Here is a 25446-nt window from a genome sequence, read left to right as displayed (position 1 = left end):
CACCGGTCCCGTCGAACGTCTTCGACGATCCCCGCACCTTGACCGTGCTCTGACACCACCTCAATAGTGGGAGCGCTCCCATACACCCTTCGACGGGATATCCATGCGCAGCAGCACACGCCCCCTGCTCGCGGGGCTCGCCCTCACCGCCGGTCTCCTGGCGGGCCCCCTCACCGGAGCGGCACCGGCCACGGCCGCCCCACCGGAAGCCCCCGCCCCCGTGGAAGCCGCCGCGGCCGCCTCCTCGTACACCTGGAAGAACGTCCGGGTCGACGGCGGAGGCTTCGTCCCCGGCATCGTCTTCAACCGGACCGAGAGGAACCTCGTCTACGCCCGCACCGACATCGGCGGCGCCTACCGCTGGAACCAGGCCGACTCCTCCTGGACCCCGCTCCTCGACTCCGTCGACTGGGACCACTGGGGTCACACCGGAGTCGTCGGGCTCGCCTCCGACAGCGTCGATCCCGACCGGGTGTACGCCGCCGTCGGCACGTACACGAACGACTGGGACCCCGGCAACGGCGCCGTCCTGCGCTCCGCCGACCGGGGTGCCACCTGGCAGCGCGCCGACCTCCCCTTCAAGCTCGGCGGCAACATGCCCGGCCGCGGCATGGGCGAGCGCCTCGCCGTCGACCCGCACGACAACCGGATCCTCTACCTCGGCACCCCCAGCGGCAACGGCCTCTGGCGCTCCACCGACTCCGGCGCCACCTGGTCGAGGGTCACCTCCTTCACCAACCCCGGCAACCACCAGCAGGACCCGGCCGACACCAGCGGCTACAACTCCGACCGCCAGGGCATCGTCTGGGTCACCTTCGACGAGTCCACCGGTACGGCGGGCACCGCGACCCGCACGATCTACGTCGGCGTCGGCGACAGACAGAACGCCGTCTACCGCTCCACCGACGCCGGAGCCACCTGGACCCGGCTCCCCGGCCAGCCCACCGGATACCTCGCCCACAAGGGCGTCCTCGACGCCGAGAACGGCTACCTCTACCTCGCGTACAGCGACACCGCCGGCCCGTACGACGGTGCCAAGGGCCAGGTCTGGCGGTACGCCACGGCCACCGGCACCTGGACGGACATCAGCCCCGTCGCCGAGGCCGACACCTACTACGGCTTCAGCGGCCTCACCGTCGACCGCCGACGGCCCGGCACCGTCATGGTCTCCGGCTACAGCTCCTGGTACCCCGACACCCAGATCTTCCGCTCCACCGACAGCGGCGGCAGCTGGACCAGGGCCTGGGACTACACCTCGTACCCGAACCGGTCCGACCGCTACACGATGGACGTCTCCTCCGTGCCCTGGCTGACCTGGGGCGCGAACCCCGCCCCGCCCGAGCGGACCCCCAAGCTCGGCTGGATGACCGAGGCCCTGGAGATCGACCCCTTCGACTCCGACCGCATGATGTACGGCACCGGCGCCACCGTGTACGGCACCGAGGACCTCGGAAAGTGGGACACCGGCACGCCCTTCACGATCCGGCCCATGGTCCGGGGCCTGGAGGAGACCGCCGTCCTCGACCTGGCCTCGCCGCCCTCCGGCGCCCCGCTGATCAGCGCGCTCGGCGACATCGGCGGCTTCCGGCACACGGACCTCACCAAGGTCCCGTCGATGATGTTCACCGGCCCCCACTTCACCTCCACCACCAGCGTCGACTTCGCCGAGACCGAGCCCGACACCGTCGTCCGCGCCGGCCACCTCGACGGGGGCCCGCGGGTCGCCTTCTCCACCGACAACGGCGCCGGCTGGCGGGCCGGACAGGAGCCCCCGGGCGTCACCGGCGGAGGCACGGTCGCGGCGGGCGCCGACGGCACCCGCTTCGTCTGGAGCCCGGCCGGCACCGGCGTCCACACCGGCACCGGCGGGGCGTGGACCGCCTCGACCGGCATCCCCGCCGGCGCGGCCGTCGAGTCCGACCGCGTCGACCCGCTCACCTTCTACGGCTTCGCGTCCGGCACCTTCTACGCCAGCACGGACGGCGGCGCGAGCTTCACCGCCCGCGCCACCGGCCTCCCCGCCGAGGGCGACGTCCGCTTCAAGGCCGTCCCCGGCAGGAAGGGCGACATCTGGCTCTCCGGCGGCGCCCCCGACGCCGCCTACGGCCTCTGGCACTCCACCGACGGCGGCGCCACCTTCACCCGGATCCCCGGCGTCGAGCAGGCCGACACCGTCGGCTTCGGCAAGGCCGCTCCGGGAGCCACGTACCCCACCCTGTTCAGCAGCGCGAAGATCGGCGGGGTCCGCGGCATCTTCCGCTCCACCGACGCGGGCACCAGCTGGGTCCGCGTCAACGACGACGCCCACCAGTGGGGCTGGACGGGCGGCGCGATCACCGGCGACCCGCGCGTCTACGGCCGGGTGTACGTCTCCACCAACGGCCGCGGCATCATCTACGGCGACACGAGCGAGACCGGCGGCGGCGACGGCACCGGCCCGGGCACGCCCCCGGCCGGAGGCGCCTGCAAGGTCGCGTACCGGGTGACCAACCAGTGGCAGGGCGGCTTCCAGGCCGATGTCACCCTCACCAACACCTCCACCACCGCGTGGACCGGCTGGACGCTGGGCTGGGACCACCCGGCCGGCCAGCGCGTCGGCCAGATGTGGAACGCGATCCCGGTCCAGACCGGCACCGCCGTCACCGCCCGGAACGCCGGCTGGAACGCCGCCGTCGCCCCCGGCGCCTCCGCCTCCTTCGGCTTCACCGGCACCTGGACCGGCACCAACCCCGTGCCGGCCGCCTTCACCCTCGGAGGGGCGACATGCTCCGTCGTCTGATCGCCGGCACGGCCCTCCTCGCCGCCGTCCTCACCCCCGCCGGCCCCGCCTCCGCCGCCGACACCCCGCTGCGGGACCTCGCCGAGGCCCGTGGTGTCTACCTCGGCAGCGCCGTCACCGCGGGGAGGCTCACCGGCGGGTACGCGGACGTGGCCGGGGCCCAGTTCGGCTCCCTCACCCCCGGCAACGAGATGAAGTGGGACTCCGTCGAGCCAGGCCGGGGCACCCACGACTGGACCGGCGCGGACCGGGTCGTCGCCTTCGCCGAGGCCCACGGCCAGCGGGTCCGCGGCCACACCCTCGTCTGGCACAGCCAGCTCCCTGGCTGGCTCACCGGCGGCGGCTGGACCGCGGAGCAGCTGCGCACCCTCATGACCGAGCACGTCACCGCGGAGGCCGGCCGCTACAAGGGCCGGATCGACCACTGGGACGTCGTCAACGAACCACTGGCCGAGGACGGCACCCTGCGTCCTTCGCTCTGGGGAGCGGCCCTCGGCGAGTCGTACATCGCGGACGCCTTCCGCGCGGCCCGCGCCGCCGACCCGGCCGCGAGGCTCTACCTCAACGACTACTCGACCGACGCGGTCGGCGCGAAGAGCGACGGCATGTACGCCCTGGTGAAGCGGCTCCTCGCCCAGGGCGTCCCGGTCGACGGGGTCGGCTTCCAGGCCCATCTCGTGCTCGGTCGGGTCCCCGCCTCCCTGGAGGCCAACCTGCGCCGCTTCGCCGAACTCGGCGTGGACGTGGCGATCACCGAACTCGACATCAGGATGACCCTGCCGGCCACGGCCGGGCAGCTCGCCCAGCAGAAGGCGGACTACGCCTCCGTCCTGCGCGCCTGCCTCGCCGTCACCCGCTGCGCGGGCGTCACCGTCTGGGGCTTCACCGACTCCGACTCCTGGATCCCGGACTTCTTCCCGGGCCAGGGCGCGGCGACGCCGTACGACGAGAACCTCCGGCCCAAGCCCGCGTACGCCGGGATCGCCGAGACCCTCTCCCCGGTGACCCCGCCGACCCCGGGTGTGTGCTCCGTCACATACACCGTCACCAGTCAGTGGACGGGCGGTTTCACGGCCCAGGTCACCCTCCGGAACACGGGTACGGCCCCGCTGGACGGCTGGACCGTCCGCTGGACCCAGCCCGCCGGCCGGCGCGTCACCCAGGCGTGGAACGCGGCGGTGACCCAGACCGCGGCGGAGGTGACGGCCACCCACCTCGCGTACAACGCGACGCTTCCCCCGGCCGGCTCGACCGCGTTCGGCTTCAACGGCACCTGGTCCGGGACCAACCCGCCCCCGACGGACCTCAGGTGCGCGCCGGGAACGTAGCCGGAGAACGACTCAGGCCCCGGTTCGTATCGAACCGGGGCCTGAATCAGAAGGGTGAGTAACGGGACTCGAACCCGCGACATCCTGGACCACAACCAGGTGCTCTACCGTCTGAGCTATACCCACCATGACCGGCGGTTTTCCCGAGGGTTTCCCCGACCGGCCGAGAAGAAGTCTACAGGGTCCTGGAGGGTGCTCGCGCCCGCATTGATGTGCGGGCGCGAGCGGCCCTCCGTGGAGGGGATTATTCGGCCGGTACGACGTGCCGTGCCGCGATCTGCTTCGCGGTCTCGGAGTCGGGGCCGGGCTGCGGGACGAAGACCGCCTCGCGGTAGTAGCGCAGCTCCGCGATGGACTCGCGGATGTCGGCGAGCGCCCGGTGGTTGCCGTTCTTCTCCGGACTGTTGAAGTACGCCCTCGGGTACCAGCGGCGGGCCAGCTCCTTGACCGAGGAGACATCGACGATCCGGTAGTGCAGGTGGCTCTCCAGGGCGGGCATGTCCCGGGCGAGGAAGCCGCGGTCCGTGGAGACCGAGTTCCCGCACAGGGGAGCCTTGCCGGGTTCCTTGACGTGCTCGCGGATGTACGCGAGGACCTGGGCCTCCGCGTCGGCGAGCGTGGTGCCGCCGGCGAGCGCGTCGAGCAGCCCCGAGGACGTGTGCATCTGGCGCACGATCTCGGGCATGGTCTCCAGGGCCCTGTCCGGCGGGCGGATCACGATGTCCACCCCGTCGCCGAGCACGTTCAGTTCCGAGTCGGTGACCAGTGCGGCCACCTCGATGAGTGCGTCGTCCGTCAGCGAGAGCCCGGTCATCTCGCAGTCGATCCACACCATGCGATCGTTCATGCGTCCACCTTAGGGGCTCTTTCCCATGTCGGAGCGGGTCGAGGGCACCCTCGGCCCCGCGTCGCGCCGCACGGAGCCCCCCGAGCGGCCCCCGGACAACGCCGACGGGCCCCCGGGGGAGATGTCCCCGAGGGCCCGCCGTTCCTGCGTCGCGCCGCTTGTGGCGGCGGCGGTCTTTCTCGCTACGGCGCGCTGCGCTGGCCCGGGAGCGAAGGGCGCCCCGGAGCGTAGACGTCGGACTGCGGCTTCCCCTGGTCCAGCGGGGACCCCGGGCGCCGCATTCCGGCCACGACCTGGGCGGGCACGACCGGGTCGAGCACCGCCGTGGCGGTGTCGCCCTGCGGACGCCGCGCCCGGTACGCCGCCCGGTAGGCCGCCGGGGAGGAGCCGAGCTGCCGCCGGAAGTGACCGCGCAGCGCCACCGGCGAGCGGAAGCCGCATCGGCCCGCGACCTCGTCGACCGAGTAGTCGGACGTCTCGAGCAGCCGCTGCGCCTGCAGCACCCGCTGGGTGATCAGCCACTGGAGGGGGGCCGAACCGGTCAGCGAGCGGAACCGGCGGTCGAAGGTCCGCCGTGACATGTACGCGCGGGCAGCCAGGGTCTCCACGTCGAACTGCTCGTGGAGGTGCTCCAGTGCCCAGGCGACGACCTCGGCCAGCGGGTCGGCGCCGATCTCCTCAGGTAAAGACCTGTCGAGGTAGCGCTCCTGACCGCCACTGCGCCGCGGCGGGACGACCAGCCGGCGCGCCAGGGCGCCTGCGGCCTCCGTGCCGTGGTCGGTCCGCACGATGTGCAGACACAGATCGATTCCGGCCGCCGTGCCCGCGGAGGTCAGCACGTCCCCGTCGTCGACGAAGAGCTCCCGGGGGTCCACATGGACCGACGGATAGCGCTTGGCGAGCGTCGGCGCGTACATCCAGTGCGTCGTCGCCGGGCGGCCGTCGAGCAGGCCGGCCGCGGCGAGTACGAACGCCCCGGTGCACAGACCGACGATCCGCGCGCCCTCCTCGTGGGCGCGGCGCAGCGCTTCGAGCGCCTCCGGCGGTGGCGGCGAGGTGATCGACCGCCAGGCCGGGACGACGACGGTGCCCGCCCGGCTGATCGCCTCCAGGCCGTACGGCGCGGTCAGTTCGAGTCCACCGGTGGTCCGCAGCGGTCCGTCCTCGCCCGCACAGACGAGCAGTCGGTAGCGGGGCACACCGGCGTCCTGCCGGTCGATGCCGAACACGGAGAGCGGGATGGAGCTCTCGAAGATGGGGCCGCCGCTGAACAGCAGCACCGCGACGACTTCGCGACGGCGCCGCCCGGTCAGCTTCCGTGCGGCCTCCGGTGCGGTGGAGTCCTGGCTCATGACGCTAAGCCCCCCTCGGTGTTCGCGTCTCCCTGGTCGTGTCGCTCCTGCACGTTTCCCCTCGGTTTTGCACGAGACCCCAGTCTTCGGTACCCATGATCGAATCTACTGCGTTCCATGGAGCCGGCGTGACAAGTTCTTCATCCGGTGGATTGTCGACAAGGCCACTTGGCGCGAAGCGATCGATCGTGAAGTCTTCCGTCGGGAGGGCCTCCGGGGAGGGGCCGGGGTGGCGAACGCCCCCGTACGCGGGGGGTGCGAGCCCTTGGGGCGGGGCATTTTCGGGTGCCGGCACCCGGGTTGGGCAACCGTTCCGCCAAGGACTCGCCGACGGATGGAAGTTGGCTGAAAACATATGGGTTCGCGTGTACGAACCTGTCAACTCCACGGGGGGCGGGCCTTACAGGCGCCCTGATTGGTGCCGGTTTGCACCCCCGGAAACCTAGGGGGTGCCAGAGCCGCGCCGCCTGCCGCGGGCACACTCGCTCCGCATCCCCTGCTCCGAGCGCCGCAGCAGCACCCGGCAGGCCGCCGTCACCGAGACGAGGCCGAGCGCGGTCCCGGCGGCGCCGCCGAGCGAGCTGCCGTAGACGAGCAGGACCACCGGGACCAGGACGCAGCAGAAGACCGCCCAGCGGACGACGTCACCGGCCTGCTGGTCCGCGGCGCCGCCGGCCGCGCCCGTCCCGCCGCCCGTCCCGCCGCCCGTCCCCGTACCCGTCCCCCCGCCCGCCCCCGCGCGCGGGACCGCCCCCGCCGCTCCCGGCCCGCTGCCCGGATCCGGGTCGGCGGCGCCGGCCGGGCCGAGCACGGGCGCCCGGCGGCGGCCGCGGGGCCCGGTGAGCGCGGCGGCGCGGGCGGCGGGGGAGGTGGAGGTCTGGCCGGCGGCTGTCGATGGTGCGGGCACGGGCGGTCTCCCTGCGACGGTGGGCTGGACCTGTGGCAACGAGAAGCGGAACGTTACGGTCACTCTCGGCGACGTCCGTTTGGCCCCTGTACGGACACCTGTAGGGCACAACCGGCATTGCCAGATCCCGAGCCGCTCGGGCATGCTCCCTGGAACGCCGCGCGCGAGCGGGGCGCACGCCGGGCAGTGGCACGGCGGGCTCTGGGCAGGAGAGGAGTGTCGCCGTACCCTTGGGGGTATGGGCTTGGGAAGATGATTCCCGGACACAGGCTCCGCCGCCACCCGTTGTTCCGTCCCCTCCGTTCCCCGTCCCTTCCCACGAGGACCCTCTTCGCCGAGACACCGATGGCCGGTCACGAATTCTCCGAACCCGCGGACCGCAAGCGCGTCGCCGATTCCACGGTCGACCCCCTCGCGGTCGAACAGCCACGTCACGCCTGCGACCCGGCCTTCCGGCACGGGGTCGTCGTCGGCTTCGACGGCTCCATGTCCAGTGAGCGAGCCCTCGCGTACGCCATCGGCATGGCCAGGCGCTCCGGCTCGGGCCTGATCATCGTGCACGTGGCCAACAGGCTGCCCACCACGGTGTGGGCCGGGTGCGAGCCCCCCGTCTTCGTCGACGTGCCCGATCACCGGACCGAGGTCCTCGGCCTGGAGCTGGCCTGTGCCGAGCACCTCTCCGAGGTGCCCTGGATCCTCGTCGAGCGCGGTGGCGACATCTGCCACGAGCTGGAGGAGGTCGGCCGGGAGTACTCGGCCGACGCGATCGTGGTCGGCTCCACGCACGGGATCGTCGGCCGGATCTTCGGCTCGGTGGCCGGCCGCCTCGCGCGCCGCGCCCAGCGGCCCGTGATCGTCATCCCGTAGGGCGCCCGGGCGCCCTCCCTCGCGTACGGGAGCTCCGCCGTCCTCGCGCACGAGAACCCCTTCCGTCGCGCACGAGAACCCCTTCCGTCGGGTGCGAGACCCTCTGCCGCCCCGTACGGCCCGTCAGGTCTCCTTCTCAACTGACGTCATCCCGCCATAATTTCGGCCTTCCTCAGGTGAATTGTGTGCTTGTGAAGGGTACATAAGCGTCACCGGAACACAGCAGCTCACGCAGTACACCTGCGCACTTGAAGGGAGCCCGCCGTGAACAACGAAGTCGCCGCGGGAAACACCACTTCCACTCTCGGCCACCTCGCACTCGGACTGACCCTGCTGGCCTTCGGCCTGGGCGGCACGGGTGTCATCGACAACGTCGCGGCAGCGGATGCCGCGGGCCTCGCCACCTGGGTCGGCGGGGTCACGCTCTTCCTCGTCGGACTGCTCGCCCTCCGTGCGGGCGACAAGGGTGAGGGCACGGCGTTCGCGGCGCTCGGCGCCTTCTGGTTCACCTGGGGCACCGCGGCGGGCGGCGGGGTGTCCGCCGACGCCGTGGGCGTCTTCCTGCTCCTGTGGGCGCTCCTGGCGCTCACTCTGACGCTGGCCGCCTCGGGCAGCGGACTGTTCGGGCAGGGCGTGTACGGGCTGTTGTTCGTCGCGCTCCTGCTGCTCGGCATCGGGGCGCTCGCCGACAACGGCGGGCTCGCGAAGGCGGGAGGCTGGGCGGCGGCCGTCGCGGGCCTGGTGGCGTGGTACGGCGCCACGGCCGCGGTGGCCGGCTGGCCGACCGCGCTCGGCAGGGCGAACCGCAGCGCGGCGGCGGCGAGTTGACCGATCGGGTCGCTCGTACGGGCTGACCGCGGGCGCCCGGGAATGAAGCAGTCCCCGTGCACCTGGGATGCACGGGGACTGTTCGTGTCCGGTCGAACCTCCGGGGGACAGGCCCGGCGGCGCGGCTCGGGGGGACAGGCCCCGAGGCCGCTGCTACTCGACCGTGACGGACTTGGCCAGGTTGCGCGGCTTGTCGATGTCGCGGCCCATGGCGAGCGCCGTGTGGTAGGCGAGGAGCTGGAGCGGGATGCCCATCAGGATCGGGTCCAGCTCGTCCTCGTTCTTCGGCACGACGATGGTGTGGTCGGCCTTCGCCTGCGGCTGGTGCGCGACCGCGAGGATGCGGCCGCTGCGGGCCTTGATCTCCTCCAGGGCGGCGCGGTTCTTCTCCAGCAGGTCGTCGTCGGGGACGATCGCGACCGTCGGCAGGGCCGGCTCGATGAGGGCGAGCGGGCCGTGCTTCAGCTCGGAGGCGGGGTAGGCCTCGGCGTGGATGTAGGAGATCTCCTTGAGCTTCAGGGAGGCCTCGAGGGCGACGGGGTAGCCCCGGACGCGGCCGATGAACATCATCGACTGGGCGCCGGCGTACTCCGCGGCGATCTTCTTGATCTCGTCCTCGGTCTCGAGGATCTCCTGGATCTGCGCGGGCAGCTTGCGCAGGCCCTCGATGATGCGCTTGCCGTCGGTGACGGACAGGTCGCGGATGCGGCCCAGGTGCAGGGCGAGCAGCGCGAAGGCGGTGACCGTGTTGGTGAAGCACTTGGTGGAGACGACGCAGACCTCGGGGCCGGCGTGGACGTACACGCCGCCGTCGGCCTCGCGGGCGATGGCGGAGCCGACCACGTTGACCACGCCGAGGACGCGGGCGCCCTTGCGCTTGAGCTCCTGGACGGCGGCGAGCACGTCGTAGGTCTCACCGGACTGGGAGACGGCGATGTAGAGGGTGTCGGGGTCCACGACCGGGTTGCGGTAGCGGAACTCCGAGGCCGGCTCGGCGTCGGCGGGGATGCGGGCCATGGACTCGATGAGCCCGGCGCCGATGAGGCCGGCGTGGTACGAGGTGCCGCAGCCGAGGATCTTGATCCGGCGGATGGTGCGGGCCTCGCGCGGGTCCAGGTTCAGGCCGCCCAGGTGCACGGTGGAGAAGCGGTCGTCGATCCGGCCGCGCAGCACGCGGTCGACCGCGTCGGGCTGCTCGGAGATCTCCTTGTGCATGAACGTGTCGTGACCGCCCATGTCGTAGGAGGCGGCCTCCCACTCCACGGTCTCAGGGGTGGCGGTGGTGGACGCGCCCGAGGTCGTGTACGTACGGAAGTCGTCGGCCTTCAGGGTGGCCATCTCGCCGTCGTCGAGGGTGACGACCTGGCGGGTGTGGGCGATCAGGGCGGAGACGTCGGAGGCGACGAGCATCTCCTTCTCGCCGATGCCGAGGATGACCGGCGAGCCGTTGCGGGCAACGACGATGCGGTCGTTGAAGTCCGCGTGCATCACGGCGATGCCGTAGGTGCCCTCGATGACCTTGAGCGCCTCGCGGACCTTCTCCTCGAGGGTGGTGGCCTGGGAGCGGGCGATGAGGTGGGTGATGACCTCGGTGTCCGTCTCGGAGGCGAAGACGACGCCGTCGGCCTCCAGCTTGGCGCGGAGCTCCTGGGCGTTGTCGACGATGCCGTTGTGGACGACCGCGACCTTGTTCTCGGGGTCCAGGTGCGGGTGCGAGTTGAGGTCGCTCGGCGCACCGTGGGTGGCCCAGCGGGTGTGGGCGATGCCGGTGGTGCCGGTGAAGCGCTTGGGGACACGGGCCTCCAGGTCACGGACGCGACCCTTGGCCTTCACCATCTTCAGGCCGGCGGCCTTCGGGCTGGTGATGACCATGCCGGCCGAGTCGTAGCCCCGGTACTCCAGACGCGCCAGGCCCTCGAGGAGCAGCGGGGCGACGTCGCGCTTTCCGATGTAACCGACAATTCCGCACATAAAGGTGAAACCCCTCCAGGTTGGTGAGCGTGCTCGCCGTGCTCGTTCGCGCCTCAGCCGTAGACGATGCGGCGCAGTTGCCGGAGCGAGAGCTCCGGCGGCGCCACGGCCCGATGGGGCAGTTCCACCGAGATCCGTTCGAAGATCTCGGTGTTCACGGCCCCGCCGGACTGCAGTTCGCGGTGGCGGCGACGGACGAACTCCTCGGTCGTCTCGTCGAAGTACGCCAGCACGTCGAGTACCACCCGGGCGGCCTCACCGCGCTGGAGCGCGGTGCTGCGGACCAGGTGGTCGATGAGGTCGTCGTGCGACGGGCGGCGTTCGAGCACCCATGAATATTGGGGGTCAGCCCTCCCTGTTCGCAAGAATCCTGCCCGATATCGGGCAGGATGGCCATGATCACTTCGAAATCCGGGGTGATTGGTCCATACCTTGACGGGTGGGAACCTCGGCGGTACGCATGGTGACGGTTCGGATATAGAACTCGACAGACGCGTCCAACGCCTGATCCAAAGCCTGAAGGGGACCAGCCTGTGACACAGCGCCGAAGGATTCCGCGCCTGATCGGATCCCTGCTCCTGGTCGCCGCCGCCGGAGTCGGCTGCGGCGAGGCCGCCGCCGACAGCACGGCGGACGGCAAGAACGCCGCGGCCGCCGCCGAGCCCGAGGTGCGCCCGCTCGGCCGCATCGTGCCCGTACCCGCCTCCGTCACCCCCGAGGGCGAGCCCTACGCCCTCACCCGGACCACCCGCATCGGCGTGGACGGCACGACCCGGGAGCTCGGCCGCTACCTCGCCGGACTGCTCCGCCCCGCCACCGGCTTCCCGCTGCCCGTCGTCGACGACGTGGCCGCCGCCGGCGGCATCCGGCTCCGGCTCAGCCCCGGCGACACCGCGCTCGGCGACGAGGGCTACCGGCTCAGCTCGGGCCCGGACGGCGTCGTCCTCACCGCGCGGGAACCCGCCGGGCTCTTCCGCGGCGTCCAGACCCTGCGCCAGCAGCTGCCCTCCGCCGTCGAGCGCAAGAGCGTCCAGACCGGCCCCTGGAAGATCGCCGGCGGCACGATCACCGACACCCCGCGGTACGCCTACCGGGGCGCCATGCTCGACGTCTCCCGCCACTTCTTCACCGTCGACGAGGTGAAGCGGTACATCGACCAGCTCGCGCTCTACAAGGTCAACACCCTCCATCTGCACCTCTCCGACGACCAGGGCTGGCGCATCGCCGTCGACTCCTGGCCCCGGCTCACCACCTACGGCGGCTCCACCGAGGTCGGCGGCGGCCCCGGCGGCTTCTACACCAAGGCGCAGTACCAGGAGATCGTCCGGTACGCCGCCTCCCGCTACCAGGAGGTGATCCCCGAGATCGACCTGCCCGGCCACACCAACGCCGCCCTCGCCTCCTACGCCGAGCTCAACTGCGACGGCGTCGCCCCGCCGCTCTACACCGGCACCAAGGTCGGCTTCAGCTCCCTGTGCGTGCCGAAGGCCGCCACGTACGACTTCGTCGACGACGTGATCCGCGAGATCGCCGCGCTCACCCCCGGCCGGTACCTCCACATCGGCGGCGACGAGGCGCACTCCACCAGCCACGCGGACTACGTGACCTTCATGGACAAGGTGCAGCCCGTCGTCGCGAAGTACGGCAAGAAGGTCGTCGGCTGGCACCAGCTGACCGGCACGACCCCGGCGGACGGCGCCCTCGTCCAGTACTGGGGCCTCGACCGGACGCCCACGGAAGAGAAGGAGCGGGTCGCGGCCGCCGCCAGGAACGGCACCGGGCTGATCCTCTCCCCGGCCGACCGCACCTACCTCGACATGAAGTACACGAAGGACACCAAGCTCGGCCTCGCCTGGGCGGGCTATGTGGAGGTCCGCAGGTCCTACGACTGGAACCCGGCCGGCTATCTCGCGGGCGCCCCCGAGGACTCCGTCCGCGGCATCGAGGCCCCGCTGTGGACCGAGACGCTGGCCACCACGGACGACCTGGACGTCATGGCCTTCCCGCGCCTGCCGGGCCTGGCGGAACTGGGCTGGTCCCCGGCGGCGACCCACGACTGGGACACCTACAAGGTCCGCCTCGCGGAGCAGGCCCCGAGGTTCGACGCCCTGGGCATCGACTACTACCGCTCCCCGGAGGTCCCCTGGCCGGCGGAGTAACGGGTGGTCGGCGGGACCGGAGGGGGACGGTGGGGGGCGGGACCGGACCGGCCGGCCCTGACTTCCTGCCCCCCGCACCGGCGTGCGTCGGCACGGCCCGTGCGGGGGGACGCCGGAGGTCAGAAGGCGCCGTTGAGGCCCCACCATTCGCCGTCGTCGCGCACACCGGCCGCGAAGGCGCCGGTGCCGAGACCGCGGTAGCCGACCAGCCATCCCGGGTGCCCGCGGAAGCCGTCGATGGCGTAGTCGCTGTTGGTGACGGTGGACAGGTCGGGCCGGCCGTCGCCGGTGGAGTCACCGACCGCGAGGAAGGTGTCCATCGCGTTCCAGCCGCCGGAGCCGATCAGCTTGCGCGCCCCGATGCCGCCGGAGGCGGTGCCCGCGTAGGACCAGAGCCTGCCCGTGGCCTTCTCCCGGGCGATCAGGTCGACGCGGCCGTCGCCGTTCGTGTCGCCGGCGCCGACGAGGGTGTTCATGGTGTTCCAGCCGCCGGAGCCGAGCAGCTTGCGGGCCCCGATGCGGCCGGAGCCGGTGCCCGGATAGAGCCAGAGCCTGCCCGTGGAGTGCTCGACGGCCACCAGGTCGGCGCGGCCGTCCCGGGACAGGTCGCCGACGCCGGTGATCCGGCTCATGCCGTTCCAGCCGCCGGAGCCGATGAGCTTGCGGGCGCCGAGCGTGCCCGTCCCCGTGCCGGGGTACAGCCACAGCCTGCCGGTCGCACCCTCGCGGGCGACGAGGTCCTCGCGGGCGTCTCCGGTGAAGTCGCCGTGGCGCACGAAGGCGTTCATGCCGTTCCAGCCGCCGGAGCCGACCATCCGGCCCGTGCCGTCGCCGGGCAGGAACCAGAGCCGCCCCACCAGGTCCCGTACGAGGACGTCGGCCCTGCGGTCCCGGTTCATGTCACCGAAGCCGGCCACCGTCGGGGACTGCTCCGCGTACCACGAGGGGTACGCCGGCTGTGAGCACTCGCGCTCCGCCCGGACGAACTTCAGCGAGGCCATGCCGAACATCGGCCCGGTGGTCCAGGAGCCGTTGCTCGACGGGTTCTCCGACCAGTAGCCCTCGTACGCCTTGTAGTTCGGCGCTTCGTACATGCAGGCGTACGCGGACGTCCGGTTGATGTACGAGCCGAACCGGGTGCCCCACGAGCCCATCGTGGCCATGTTCGTCTTCGTCTTGAGCATCGACCCCTTCGCGTTCTCCTGCGTCCAGGCACAGAAGTAGCCCGCCGGGCAGTCGCTCACGGCCGCCTGGGCCGGCGCGGCCGTGGCGACGGCGACGGTTCCCAGGGTCGCGAGGCCCAGCAGCGATGCCAGACCCCGCTTCATCATCTCGCGCATGTGTTCCCTTTCCGCCGAGTGAGACCACCGACCGCCCGAATGGTTGTACGGGACGGCTCAGTGGCCTCCGAGCCCGGGCAGGCACGTGCCGTCCAAGGTGCGGCCGGCGACCTCGGCGGTGACCCGGCCCTGGTCGTCGATGCGGCCGTTGACGCAGACCCTGCCCTCGCCGCCACCGACGTCGATGTTCTGCAGGCCCTTGCCCTTGCCGTCGGCGCCCGCCCGGTACTCGATGTCCCCCGGCTCCAGGCCGAGGGCGACGGCCGCCGCCGCCCGCACCTCGGACGCGCCCACCGGCCTGCCCGTCAGGCCCCGCAGGGCCTCGGCGAGGTCCTCCGCCCTGCCCCGCGCCCCGGCACGCTGCTCCTCGGTGATCGCCGTCTGGCGCCGGTAGCCGTGGTTCTCCGCGTACTTCTGGGCGGGATCCTGCGAGATGCACGGCGTCTGCGGTGCGAGCGGCGGCTCGTTGGGCGCCGGGCAGTACCGCATGCCCTCGCGGGAGGCGGTCGCACGCGGATCGTCCGACGGGTCGGCGCAGCCGCCGACCGAGGTGACGAGGCCTGCGGACAGGAGGACGCCGAGGACGGCGGTACGGACGGGGTGACGGCTCATGCCCTCATCCTGCGGGCCGGAGCGGGCCCTCCGGGCCGGTCTGCCGGGGATGTGACCCAGCCGTAGCCGTCGGGCGTCCGGGAAGGCGGGGTTCCTCCGGGGCTGCCGGGCCGGTCGCGGTACGGAGCGCGACCGGAGCGGACGGGAGCCCCGGCGGGGACCGTACTCCGCCGGGGCTCCCCTCGGTCCGGGGAAGGTCAGGCGAAACGGGCGATCGGGTTGACCAGGTCGCCGACGAGCTGGAGGGCCGCCGACGGGTCCGAGAGGTCGACCATCTGCTTGTTGTTGCGGAGCTGGAGGCGGTTCAGGGCCGACAGGGCGAAGGTCTCCGCGAACATGTCGTACTGGGCGAACCGGTCCGCCAGTTCCGGCTTCGACCGCTCGTAGCCGCGCACACACTCCGCGACCGTCCGCCAGAAGCCGTCCTCGTCGAGGACGCCCTCCGTGGCGAGCGTCGCCGAGAGGAAGCGGAAGAAGCAGTCGAAGACGTCCGTGAAGACCGAGAGGACCTTCATGTCCTCGGGGATCTCCGCGCGGACCCGCTCCACCGCCGGCGGCAGGACCGCCGCCGGGTCCATGACGACGATCTCCTCGGCGATGTCCTTGAAGATCGCCCGGGACACCGCGCCGTGCTCGTCGAGGACCAGGATCACGTTCTCGCCGTGCGGCATGAACGCCAGGTCGTACGCGTAGAAGCTGTGCAGGACCGGCAGCAGGTAGGCGTCCAGGTACCGGCGGAGCCAGACCCGGGCCTCCAGGCCCGACTCCTTGATCAGCGCACCCGCGAACGACGCGCCCGTGTGGTCCACGTGGACCAGGGACGCCATCGTCGCGAGCCGCTCGCCCTCGGCGAGCGTCGGCACCGGCGACTCGCGCCAGAGCGCCGCCAGCATCTTGCGGTACGGCGAGTAGCGGTCGGTCGCGGCCTCGTACTCCAGGTGCCGGTAGCCGACGGCCGCCCGCTCGCGGATGATCGAGAAGCGGGCCGACCGGAAGGTCGCGTCCGACTCGATGAGGGTGTGCAGCCAGTCGTTGATGGCCGGGGTGGCCTCCATGTACGCGGCCGACAGACCCCGCATGAAGCCCATGTTGAGGACCGAGAGGGCCGTCTTGACGTAGTGCCTGGCCGGGTCCGAGGTGTTGAAGAAGGTACGGATCGACTGCTGCGCCAGATACGTGTCGTCGCCTTCGCCCAGGTACACCAGGCGCTGCTGCGCGACCTCGGCCGCGAAGGTGACGGACAGCTTGTTCCACCACTGCCACGGGTGGGCGGGGATGAGGAGGTAGTCCGCCAGGTCGAGGCCGCGGGCCGCCAGCGTCGCCGCGAAGCCGTCCACCGTCGCGTCGCCCAGCTCCGCGCGGACGAAGGTGTCGTAGTCGATGCCCGCGCCGGCCGTGAAGGTGGTGCGGTCGCGCCGCGCCGCCAGCCAGATCAGGTGGATCGGGCTCGCCGCCTCGGGGGCGTACGCGCGGAACTCGTCGACGCCGAAGCCGAGCCGGCCGTTGTTGGCGACGAAGCAGGGGTGGCCCTCGGTCATCCCCGTCTCGATCGCCTGGAAGCCGGCGCGGGTCAGCTCGGAGGAGGTGACCGGCTTCTTCGTCGCCTTGAACGCCGTACCGGCGAGCGTGGACGAGATCTCCTCCAGGTAGACGGGCAGGACCTCGTCGCTCAGGCCGAGGGCGCCGCGCAACTCGGTGATGAACTGGAGCGCGTCCAGCGGGAGCTGCTCGTCGCCGCGGTGGCGGCTGATCGACTCGGCGTAGACCTGCCAGTGGTCGAGGGCGTACCGGTCCGCGGTGAAGCGGTACTCGGTGGCGCCGTCGTCGGACACGACCGCGTAGCGGCTCTCGCCGAGCTCGCGCGGGTCGAGGAGCCGCTCGTGGGCGAACTCCGCGAGACCCTTGCGGATCAGCGCGCGGTTGGCGTCCGCCCAGAGTTCCGGGGTGAGGTGCGCGACGGGGTCCGTCACATCGATGGTGCTCATACGGCGACTCCCGCGGCGGCCTCGAACTGTTCCCGGGTGCAGAAGCTCAGCAGCGCCTTCTTCTCCGGCTTCTGGATCTCCCGCTCCGGCACGAAGCCGACGGCCTCGTTGAGCGCGTGGACGGCCTTGTTGGACACGTCGGGCTCGACGACCACCCGGGCGGTCGCCGGGTCGGCGAACAGCTCGGCCATCACGGCGGTGATCACCTTGCGGGTGAAGCCGTGCACGGGGGTGTCGGTCGGGGCGACGAGGAAGTGCATGCCGACGTCACCGGGCAGCGGGTCGTAGAGACCGACCAGCTCCAGGTGGGCCGGGTCGTAGCGCTCCATGAGGATCGAGGGGACCCCGTCGACGAGGCCGATGAACGCCTCGTGGTGCGGGTGCTCGGCGAAGGCCGTGTACTCGCGCACGACGTCCTCGACGCTCGCGTCCTGCATCATCCAGAACGCGGCCTTGGGATGGGTGACCCAGCCGTGGAGCAGTTCCGCGTCCTGGACGGGGTCGAGCGGGCGGAAGCGGACGGTCATGCGGCGAACTCCTGGAAGGCGATGGTCTTCTCGACGGGGTAGTACTCGTAGCCCAGCATCGCCCCGATGATGTACGCGTTGCGGTACGCCCCCATGCCGAGGTCGGGGGAGGTGATCGAGTGGGTGTGCACCGAGGCGTTCTGGACGAACACCCCGCGGCCCGTCGTGTCGATCGCGTAGTTGCGGGCCACGTCGAAGCGGCCCTGACCGTCCCAGTTGAGGCGGTCGCGGACCGGCTCCAGGAAGGCGGGGACGGCGTACTTGTACCCGGTGGCGAGGATCAGGCCCTCGGTCTCCAGGGTGAAGTCCTTCTCCTGCTCCTCCTGGCGGAAGCCGAGGGTGTACGTGCCGCTGGTGTCGTCGTACGCGGCGGCGTGCAGGGCGGAGTTGGTGAGGAGCCTGGTGGGCACGGGGCCGCCGAGGTTCTTCTGGTAGAGCAGGTCGAAGATGGCGTCGACGAGCTCTCCGTCGATGCCCTTGAAGAGGCCCTTCTGCTGGGTCTCCAGGCGGTAGCGGGTCTGCTCGGGCAGCGCGTGGAAGTAGTCCACGTACTCCGGCGACGTCATCTCCAGCGTGAGCTTGGTGTACTCCAGCGGGAAGAAGCGCGGTGAGCGGGTGACCCAGTTGAGCCGGTACCCGTGGACGTCGATCTCGCTCAGGAGGTCGTAGTAGATCTCGGCGGCGCTCTGGCCGCTGCCGACCAGGGTGATCGACTTCTTCTTCTGGAGCTCCTCCTTGCTGGGGAGGTAGCGCGAGTTGTGGATCAGGTCGCCGCCGAGGCCCCGGCAGGTCTCGGGGACGTACGCCGGGGTGCCGGTGCCGAGGACCAGACGACGCGAGCGGAACGTTTCTCCGGCCTCGGTGGTCACCACGTAGACCTCAGCGGCCTCGTCGAACGTCACGGTCGCGACGGTCGTCGAGAAGCGGACGGAGGAGAGGCGCCCGGCGGCCCAGCGGCAGTAGTCGTTGTACTCGGTCCGCAGCGGGTAGAAGTTCTCGCGGATGTAGAACGAGTACAGCCGCCCCTTGTCCTTCAGGTAGTTCAGGAAGGAGTACGGCGAGGTCGGGTCGGCCATCGTGACCAGGTCCGACATGAACGGGGTCTGGAGGTGGGCGCCTTCGAGGAACATCCCCGAGTGCCACTCGAAGTCCGGCTTCGACTCCAGGAAGAGGCCGTTCAGCTCGTCGATCGGCTCGGTCAGGCAGGCGAGGCCGAGGTTGAACGGACCGAGTCCGATGCCGATGAAGTCGTGGATCTCGGTCGTCTCAGGCGTGGACAAGGGTCTCTCCCAGGTACTGCTCGGCGTAGCCGGCGATCAGATCGAGGACGGCGGCGATGTCGGCCGCGGTGGTCTCGGGGTTGAGCAGGGTGAACTTGAGGTACTGGCGGCCGTCGACCTTGGTGCCGGCGACGACGGCCTCGCCGGAGGCGAACAGGGCCTTGCGGGCGTGCAGGTTGGCGCGGTCCACGTCCTCGGGGGAGGCGGCGGCGGCCGGGACGTAGCGGTAGACGAGGGTGGAGATCCGCGGCTCGACCACGACCTCGTAGCGCGGGTCGGCGGCGAGCAGCGCGAAGCCCTCGGCGGCCAGGTCGCAGACCTCGTCGAAGAGCCCGCCGACACCGTCGGCGCCCATCACGCGCAGGGTCATCCACAGCTTGAGCGCGTCGAAGCGGCGGGTGGTCTGGAGGGACTTGTCGACCTGGTTGGGGATCCGCTCGGCGACCGTCCTGGCCGGGTTGAGGTAGTCCGCGTGGTAGGTCGCGTGTCGCAGGGTGGCTCCGTCGCGGACCAGGATCGCGGAGGAGCTCACCGGCTGGAAGAAGGACTTGTGGAAGTCGACGGTGACCGAGTCGGCCCGCTCGATGCCGTCCAGGAGGTGACGGCGGGTCGGGGAGGCGAGGAGTCCGCAGCCGTAGGCGGCGTCCACGTGCATCCAGGCGCCGTACTCGGCGGCCAGGGCGGCGATCTCGGGCAGCGGGTCGATGGAGCCGAAGTCGGTGGTGCCGGCGGTGGCGACGATCGCCATCGGGACGAGGCCCTCGGCGCGGCAGGCCTCCAGCTCGGCGGCGAGGACGACGGACTGCATCCGCTTGTCACGGTCGACCGGGATGGAGATGACGGCGTCCATGCCGAGGCCGAGGAGTTTCGCCGACTTCTGGACGCTGAAGTGGCTGCACTCGGAGGAGAAGATCCGGAGCCTCGACAGGTCGGCCGGCCCTTCCCACCCGCCTCGCCCGGCCGTGGCCTCCTCGCGGGCGAGCAGCAGCGCCTGGAGGTTGGACTGCGAACCGCCGCTGGTGAACACGCCGTCGGCGTCGGGGCCGAAGCCGATGCGGCCGTTGGTCCAGTCGACGAGCTTGCGCTCGATGAGGGTGCCGCCCGCGCTCTGGTCCCAGGTGTCGAGCGAGGAGTTGACCGCCGAGAGGACGGCCTCGCCGAGGACGGCGGGGATGACCACCGGGCAGTTGAGGTGGCCCAGGTAGCGGGGGTGGTGGAAGTAGACGGCGTCGCGGAGGTAGACGCTCTCCAGCTCGTCGAGTGCGGCGGAGGCGTCGCCGAGCGGCTTGTCGAGGTCGACGGCGTCGATGACGGGCGCGAGCTCGGCGGGGGTCACTCCGGTGAACGGACCTCGCGTCGCGGCGAGTTTGTCCGCCACCCGCTCGACTCCCTCGGTGACGGAGCGTCGGTAGCTCTCCGCCGTGGCGTCGTTGAGCAGGTGAGAGCGCATGTGGGGGGCCTCCAGGTACGGGGCTCGGTCGCGCCCTCCGGACAGGGGAAAGGGGCGAGGGGCGACACGGTGAAAACAAGGTTAGCCTAACCTAACTTTTCATCGCAACGGCCCCTCGCCCCTCATGGGTCACAGGAGTTGACGCACGTAACGCCCGGAGTGTCCGGTTCGTCGGCCGGCGAACCGGCTACAGGTCTTCCTGCGTTGCGTCCGGAACCTCACGCAACGCGTCCTCGGACAGACCCTTGCGCCAGTAGCCGACGAACGTCACCCGGCGCCGGTCGAGTTCACGGTCCCGCACGAAGTGCCGGCGCAGCGCCTTCACCGCGCCCGACTCGCCCGCGATCCAGACGTACGGGGCCCGCCCGGGCAGTCCGACGCCGCGCACCGCGTCCACGGCGGACGGAGCCCCCTCCTCGCGTACGAGCCAGGTGACGGTCGCGTCCGCCCGGGTCGCCAGTTCCGTACGGTCGCCGGAGTACGGCACCTCCAGGAACACCTGGGCGCGGGTCTCGGCCGGCAGCCACTCCAGGATCGCCGAGGCGGCCGGAAGGGCCGTCTCGTCGGCCCAGATCAGGACGGAGTCGGCGTCCTCGGGCAGCCGGAAGCGGACACCGGTGTTGTCGGGGACCGCCGGGCCGAGGACGACCACGCGGTCGCCGGGGGTGGCCCGCGAGGCCCAACGGCAGGCGGGGCCGCCGTCCTCGTGGATCGCGAAGTCGATGTCGACGGCGTTCTCGGGGTGCTCCGGCTCGGCCCGCTGCTCGCGGACGGTGTACGAACGCATCACGGCCCGCTCGTCGTCGGGCATCGCGCGCCAGGCGCCGAGGATCGCGTACATGTCCGGATCGTCCAGCGGCGGCATCGCGGGCGCGTCCTGGCCGGGGTGCGGCAGGAAGAGGGAGAGCGACTGATCGCGGCCGCCGGCGGCGAAGTTCCTCAGCTCGTCACCGGTGAAGGTGACCCGGACCAGGGACGGGCCGAGCCGCCGGGTCCGGTCCACCCGCAGGTGGAAGAACTGGAAGGGGGCGGTCTCGGAGATCGTCATGAAAACATAGGTTAGCCTAACCTCATCAACCCTGGAACGGGGGAGGGCCCGCCACCCCCTCGGGGCGGCGGGCCCTCCGTGCGGACCGGCGTACGGCCCTTCGTGCGGACCTGGCCGAGGTCAGGCCTGGAGGCCCAACTCCCGCGCGATCAGCATGCGCTGGACCTCGCTCGTACCCTCGCCGATCTCCAGGATCTTCGAGTCGCGCCACATCCGGGCCACCGGGTACTCGTTCATGAAGCCGTAGCCGCCGTGGATCTGCGTCGCCTCACGGGCGTTGTCCACGGCCACCGTCGAGGAGTACAGCTTCGCGATCGCCGCCTCCTTCTTGAACGTCTCGCCGCGGACCAGCCGCGAGGCCGCGTCCCGCCAGCCGATCCGGGCCATGTGCGCCCGCATCTCCATGTCGGCGATCTTGAACTGGATGGCCTGGTTGTCGCCGATCGGCCGGCCGAAGGCGTGACGTTCCTTCGCGTACTTCACCGACTCGTCGACACAGCCCTGCGCCAGACCCGTCGCCAGCGCCGCGATCGCGACCCGGCCCTCGTCGAGGATCCGGAGGAACTGCGCGTACCCGCGGCCCTCCTCGCCCAGCAGGTTCTCCACCGGGACGCGGACGTCGTCGAAGGACAGCTCACGGGTGTCCGAGGCGTTCCAGCCGACCTTCGAGTACGGAGCGGCGACGGTGAACCCCGGGGTGCCGGACGGGACGATGATCGAGGAGATCAGCGGACGGCCGTCGGGCTTGCGCCCGGTGACCGCCGTGACCGTCACCAGACCCGTGATGTCCGTACCGGAGTTGGTGATGAAGCACTTCGAACCGTTGATGACCCAGTGGTCGCCGTCGCGCACGGCCGTCGTCCGCGTGCCGCCCGCGTCCGAACCCGCGCCCGGCTCCGTGAGCCCGAAGGCACCGAGCAGCTCGCCGGCGCAGAGCCTCGGCAGCCACTCGCGCTTCTGCTCGTCCGTACCGAAGAGGTACACGGGCATCGCGCCGAGCGAGACACCCGCCTCCAGGGTGATCGCCACGGAGGAGTCGACCCGGGCCAGCTCCTCCAGGGCGATGCCGAGCGCCAGGTAGTCACCGCCCATGCCGCCGTACTCCTCGGGGAACGGCAGCCCGAACAGGCCCATACGGCCCATCTCGCGGACGATCTCGTACGGGAACTCGTGCCGCTCGTAGTAGTCGCCGATCTTCGGCGCCACGACATCGTGCGCGAACGCCTCGACGGTACGGCGGAGTTCCTCGTGCTCTGCGGAGAGCCGGTGGTCGAGAGACATGGGGGACGTCACTCCTTGTGGGAGAGGGCGCGGACGGTACGGGAGGGGCTGGGCCGGCCCAGCTGGTCGGCCATCCACACGCTTGTGGCGGTGAGGGCGGCCAGATCGACCCCGGTCTCGATGCCGAGACCGTCGAGCATCCACACGAGATCCTCGGTGGCGAGATTGCCGGTCGCGCTCTTCGCGTACGGGCAGCCGCCGAGGCCGCCGGCGGAGGCGTCGACCGTGGTCACTCCGTGGCGGAGCGCGGCGAGCGTGTTGGACAGGGCCTGGCCGTAGGTGTCGTGGAAGTGCACGGCGAGGCGGGAGGCGGGGACGCCGGCCTCGCCGAGCGCGGTCAGCAGCGCCTCGACATGCCCGGGAGTGGCGACGCCGATGGTGTCGCCGAGGCTCAGCTCGTCGCAGCCCATCTCGGCGAGGGCCTTGGTGACGCGGACGACCTGCTCGACCGGGACGGCACCCTCCCACGGGTCGCCGAAGCACATCGACAGATAGCCGCGCACCTTCAGCCCCGCCTCTATGGCACGGGTGACCGTGGGGGCGAACAGGGCGAGGGCCTCGTCGACGGTCCGGTTCAGGTTGGCCTTCGCGAAGGACTCCGTGGCGGAGGCGAAGACGGCGATCTCACGCACGCCCAGAGCGAGGGCGCGGTCGAGCCCGCGCTCGTTCGGCACGAGCACCGGGAGCCGCACCGGCAGATCGCGGACCAGCGGGTACAGGTCCTCCGCGTCCGCCAGCTGGGGCACCCACCTGGGGTGCACGAAGCTGGTCGCCTCGACCGTGGAGAGCCCGGCGGCGGCGAGCCGCCGGATGAACTCCGCCTTCACGTCGGTCGGGACGGCGCCCTTCTCGTTCTGCAGCCCGTCGCGCGCGCCGACCTCGTGGATCCGCACCCGGGCCGGCAGCGCGGGATCGGGCACGACCATGGGCAGTCCCGCGGCGGTCATGCGCCCTCCTCCTCGCGCGGCGTCACCACGGCCAGGATCTGGTCCATGGCGACGGTCGAACCGGGCGTGACGTCCAGCTCGGTGACGGTGCCGGCGTGCGGGGCGGAGATGACGTGCTCCATCTTCATCGCCTCGACGACCAGCAGGCTCTGCCCGGCCTCGACCTCGTCCCCGACCGCCACCTTCACGACGGTCACGGTCCCCGGCATCGGCGCGGCGAGCGTGTCGGCGCCCCCGTGCCGGGCGCCGGAGAGCGCGGCGGCGACGGGATCGTGATCCATGACGTGCCAGGAGTCGCCGTCGCGGCCCAGCCAGTCGCCGGCCCGGTGGAAGCGGTGGACGACGCCGTCCACCGTGACCGTCACCGAGGCGTCCGTGACCCGGGCGCCGGCCGGCGCCTCGGCGACGACGGGTTCGAGTCCCGCCGCGCGGACCGGGAAGGGCAGCGGGGCGGGGCTGCCGCCCAGGCGCCAGCCGCTCGGCACGGAGAACGGGTCGGTCCAGCCGTCCCGGGGTGCCGGAGCCAGCTCCACGAGCCGTACGGCCGCCGCCGCCGCGTACACCTCGTCCGGGACGCCGTCCGGGATCAGGCTCTCCGCGTCCCGTTCCACCAGGCCCGTGTCCAGGGCGCCCGAGACGACGTCCGGATGCGCGAGCAGGCGGCGCAGGAAGCCCGCGTTCGTGGGGACCCCCAGGGTCACCGTGTCCGCCAGGGCCGCCCGGAGACGGCGCAGGGCCGTCGGCCGGTCCTCGGCGTGCACGATGACCTTCGACAGCATCGGGTCGTAGAGGGACGAGACCTCCGTGCCCTCCGAGAGGCCCGAGTCCGTGCGGACCCCCTGCCCCTGCGGCTCGTTCAGGGCCAGGACCGTGCCGCCCGAGGGCAGGAAGCCCCGGGAGGGGTCCTCCGCGCAGATCCGTGCCTCGATCGCCCAGCCCGTGAGGGTGATGTCCTCCTGCGCGAACGGAAGGGGCTCGCCCGACGCCACCCGCAGCTGCCACTCCACCAGGTCCACGCCGGTGATCAGCTCGGTCACCGGGTGCTCGACCTGGAGGCGGGTGTTCATCTCCATGAAGTAGTACGAGGACGGGTCGCCGCCCGGCACGATGAACTCGACCGTGCCCGCGCCGACGTATCCGCAGGAGCGCGCCGCCTCGACGGCCGCCGCGCCCATCGACGCCCGGATCTCCGGGGTCAGCAGGACGCTCGGCGCCTCCTCGATGATCTTCTGGTGGCGGCGCTGCAGCGAGCACTCGCGCTCGCCCAGGTGGATCACGTTTCCGTGGGCGTCCGCCAGGACCTGGATCTCGATGTGCCGGGGCCGGTCGATCCACCGCTCCACCAGCAGCGTGTCGTCACCGAAGGAGGCCCGGGCCTCGCGGCGCGCGGACGCGATCTCCTCCGTCAGCGTCGACAGGTCGCGGACCAGCCGCATGCCCTTGCCGCCACCGCCGGCGCTCGGCTTGAGCAGCACCGGAGCACCCAGCGCGCGGGCCGCCTCCTCCAGTTCGGGGTCGGCCGCGCCGGGGACGACGGGGACACCCGCCGCCTTCACGGTCTCCTTCGCCCGGATCTTGTCGCCCATCAGGGAGATAGCCGAGGCCGGCGGTCCGATGAAGACGAGCCCGGCATCCGCGCACGCCTGCGCGAACCCCGCGTTCTCCGCGAGGAAGCCGTACCCCGGATGCACCGCCTGCGCGCCCGTCCGGCGGGCCGCGTCGAGGAGCGCCTCCACCGACAGGTACGACTCCGAGGCCGGCGGCGGGCCGATCCGTACCGCCGTGTCCGCCTCCCGTACGTGCCGGGCGTCGGCGTCCGCGTCGCTGTACACCGCGACCGAACGCACACCGAGTTCCCGCAGCGTGCGGATGACCCGGACCGCGATCTCGCCGCGATTCGCGACGAGCACTGTGTCGAACATGGACGTCCTCACACCC

Annotated in this window: 20 protein-coding genes and 1 tRNA gene; 5 read left to right on the top strand and 16 right to left on the bottom strand. The window is 71.6% G+C overall.

Annotated features, from left to right (window positions below):
• The first annotated feature begins 103 nt into the window (after positions 1-103).
• The gene (locus OG392_RS13645) at positions 104-2779 is read left to right on the top strand and encodes a cellulose binding domain-containing protein (protein WP_329279053.1); all 2676 of its coding nucleotides are present in this window, start codon (positions 104-106) and stop codon (positions 2777-2779) included.
• Complete coding sequence (locus tag OG392_RS13640) at positions 2764-4107, top strand: endo-1,4-beta-xylanase (RefSeq protein WP_329279052.1); 1344 nt, start codon at positions 2764-2766, stop codon at positions 4105-4107. The genes OG392_RS13645 and OG392_RS13640 overlap by 16 nt, the downstream gene beginning before the upstream one ends.
• Before the next feature lie 53 nt (positions 4108-4160).
• Here OG392_RS13640 and OG392_RS13635 read toward each other — a convergent pair.
• The 4 genes from OG392_RS13635 to OG392_RS13620 form a co-directional block, all read right to left on the bottom strand.
• Positions 4161-4233 (bottom strand) — tRNA-His (locus OG392_RS13635).
• 118 nt (positions 4234-4351) lie between these two features.
• On the bottom strand, positions 4352-4954 hold the full coding sequence (orn, locus tag OG392_RS13630; RefSeq protein WP_329279050.1) for an oligoribonuclease: 603 nt from the start codon (positions 4952-4954) through the stop codon (positions 4352-4354).
• Positions 4955-5136: 182 nt separating this feature from the next.
• Entirely contained in the window at positions 5137-6306 is a 1170-nt protein-coding gene (locus OG392_RS13625; protein WP_329279048.1) for a helix-turn-helix domain-containing protein, read from the bottom strand.
• A 442-nt stretch (positions 6307-6748) separates the two neighbouring features.
• Positions 6749-7213: a hypothetical protein gene (locus OG392_RS13620; protein ID WP_329279046.1), complete on the bottom strand. Its 465-nt coding sequence runs from the start codon at positions 7211-7213 to the stop codon at positions 6749-6751.
• Between the two features lie 345 nt (positions 7214-7558).
• Between OG392_RS13620 and OG392_RS13615 the strand changes: the two genes are divergently transcribed.
• Together OG392_RS13615 and OG392_RS13610 are read left to right on the top strand one after the other, a co-directional pair.
• Positions 7559-8080, top strand: a complete 522-nt coding sequence (locus OG392_RS13615; protein ID WP_327162191.1) for a universal stress protein — start codon at positions 7559-7561, stop codon at positions 8078-8080.
• A 264-nt stretch (positions 8081-8344) separates the two neighbouring features.
• On the top strand, positions 8345-8908 hold the full coding sequence (locus tag OG392_RS13610) for a GPR1/FUN34/YaaH family transporter (RefSeq protein WP_329279041.1): 564 nt from the start codon (positions 8345-8347) through the stop codon (positions 8906-8908).
• 153 nt (positions 8909-9061) lie between these two features.
• Here the strand turns inward: OG392_RS13610 and glmS are convergent, their stop codons facing one another.
• Together glmS and OG392_RS13600 are read right to left on the bottom strand one after the other, a co-directional pair.
• On the bottom strand, positions 9062-10879 hold the full coding sequence (gene glmS / locus OG392_RS13605) for a glutamine--fructose-6-phosphate transaminase (isomerizing) (RefSeq protein WP_329279039.1): 1818 nt from the start codon (positions 10877-10879) through the stop codon (positions 9062-9064).
• Between the two features lie 53 nt (positions 10880-10932).
• Entirely contained in the window at positions 10933-11208 is a 276-nt protein-coding gene (locus OG392_RS13600; protein WP_329279037.1) for a hypothetical protein, read from the bottom strand.
• 204 nt (positions 11209-11412) lie between these two features.
• On the opposite strand from OG392_RS13600, the gene OG392_RS13595 reads away from it, so the two are divergent.
• On the top strand, positions 11413-13038 hold the full coding sequence (locus OG392_RS13595) for a beta-N-acetylhexosaminidase (protein ID WP_329279035.1): 1626 nt from the start codon (positions 11413-11415) through the stop codon (positions 13036-13038).
• 119 nt (positions 13039-13157) lie between these two features.
• Here OG392_RS13595 and OG392_RS13590 read toward each other — a convergent pair whose 3' ends face one another.
• The 10 genes from OG392_RS13590 to OG392_RS13545 form a co-directional block, all read right to left on the bottom strand.
• Positions 13158-14378, bottom strand: coding sequence for an FG-GAP-like repeat-containing protein (locus OG392_RS13590; RefSeq protein ID WP_329279032.1), 1221 nt, complete (start codon positions 14376-14378; stop codon positions 13158-13160).
• A 57-nt stretch (positions 14379-14435) separates the two neighbouring features.
• Positions 14436-14990, bottom strand: coding sequence for a precorrin-3B C(17)-methyltransferase (locus tag OG392_RS13585; RefSeq protein ID WP_329279030.1), 555 nt, complete (start codon positions 14988-14990; stop codon positions 14436-14438).
• A gap of 197 nt (positions 14991-15187) precedes the next feature.
• A complete protein-coding gene (locus tag OG392_RS13580) occupies positions 15188-16975 on the bottom strand; it encodes an IucA/IucC family protein (RefSeq protein ID WP_329279027.1) in 1788 nt (595 codons plus the stop codon).
• Positions 16972-17502 carry a GNAT family N-acetyltransferase gene (locus OG392_RS13575; protein WP_329279025.1) on the bottom strand — a complete coding sequence of 177 codons (531 nt, stop codon included), beginning with the start codon at positions 17500-17502 and terminating at the stop codon, positions 16972-16974. The genes OG392_RS13580 and OG392_RS13575 overlap by 4 nt, the downstream gene beginning before the upstream one ends.
• Positions 17499-18782 (bottom strand): lysine N(6)-hydroxylase/L-ornithine N(5)-oxygenase family protein, encoded by a 1284-nt coding sequence (locus OG392_RS13570; RefSeq protein ID WP_329279023.1) that lies wholly within the window; start codon positions 18780-18782, stop codon positions 17499-17501. The genes OG392_RS13575 and OG392_RS13570 overlap by 4 nt, the downstream gene beginning before the upstream one ends.
• On the bottom strand, positions 18769-20232 hold the full coding sequence (locus tag OG392_RS13565; RefSeq protein WP_329279020.1) for a pyridoxal phosphate-dependent decarboxylase family protein: 1464 nt from the start codon (positions 20230-20232) through the stop codon (positions 18769-18771). The genes OG392_RS13570 and OG392_RS13565 overlap by 14 nt, the downstream gene beginning before the upstream one ends.
• A 187-nt stretch (positions 20233-20419) precedes the next feature.
• Entirely contained in the window at positions 20420-21280 is an 861-nt protein-coding gene (locus OG392_RS13560; RefSeq protein ID WP_329279018.1) for a siderophore-interacting protein, read from the bottom strand.
• 120 nt (positions 21281-21400) lie between these two features.
• Positions 21401-22561, bottom strand: coding sequence for an acyl-CoA dehydrogenase family protein (locus OG392_RS13555; RefSeq protein WP_329279016.1), 1161 nt, complete (start codon positions 22559-22561; stop codon positions 21401-21403).
• An 8-nt stretch (positions 22562-22569) separates the two neighbouring features.
• The gene (locus OG392_RS13550; RefSeq protein ID WP_329279013.1) at positions 22570-23508 is read right to left on the bottom strand and encodes a hydroxymethylglutaryl-CoA lyase; all 939 of its coding nucleotides are present in this window, start codon (positions 23506-23508) and stop codon (positions 22570-22572) included.
• Positions 23505-25430: an acetyl/propionyl/methylcrotonyl-CoA carboxylase subunit alpha gene (locus OG392_RS13545; protein WP_329279010.1), complete on the bottom strand. Its 1926-nt coding sequence runs from the start codon at positions 25428-25430 to the stop codon at positions 23505-23507. The genes OG392_RS13550 and OG392_RS13545 overlap by 4 nt, the downstream gene beginning before the upstream one ends.
• Positions 25431-25446: the final 16 nt, after the last annotated feature.

Source organism: Streptomyces sp. NBC_00691, from assembly GCF_036226665.1.
GTDB lineage: Bacteria > Actinomycetota > Actinomycetes > Streptomycetales > Streptomycetaceae > Streptomyces.
This window is presented reverse-complemented; position numbering and strand designations above follow the sequence as displayed.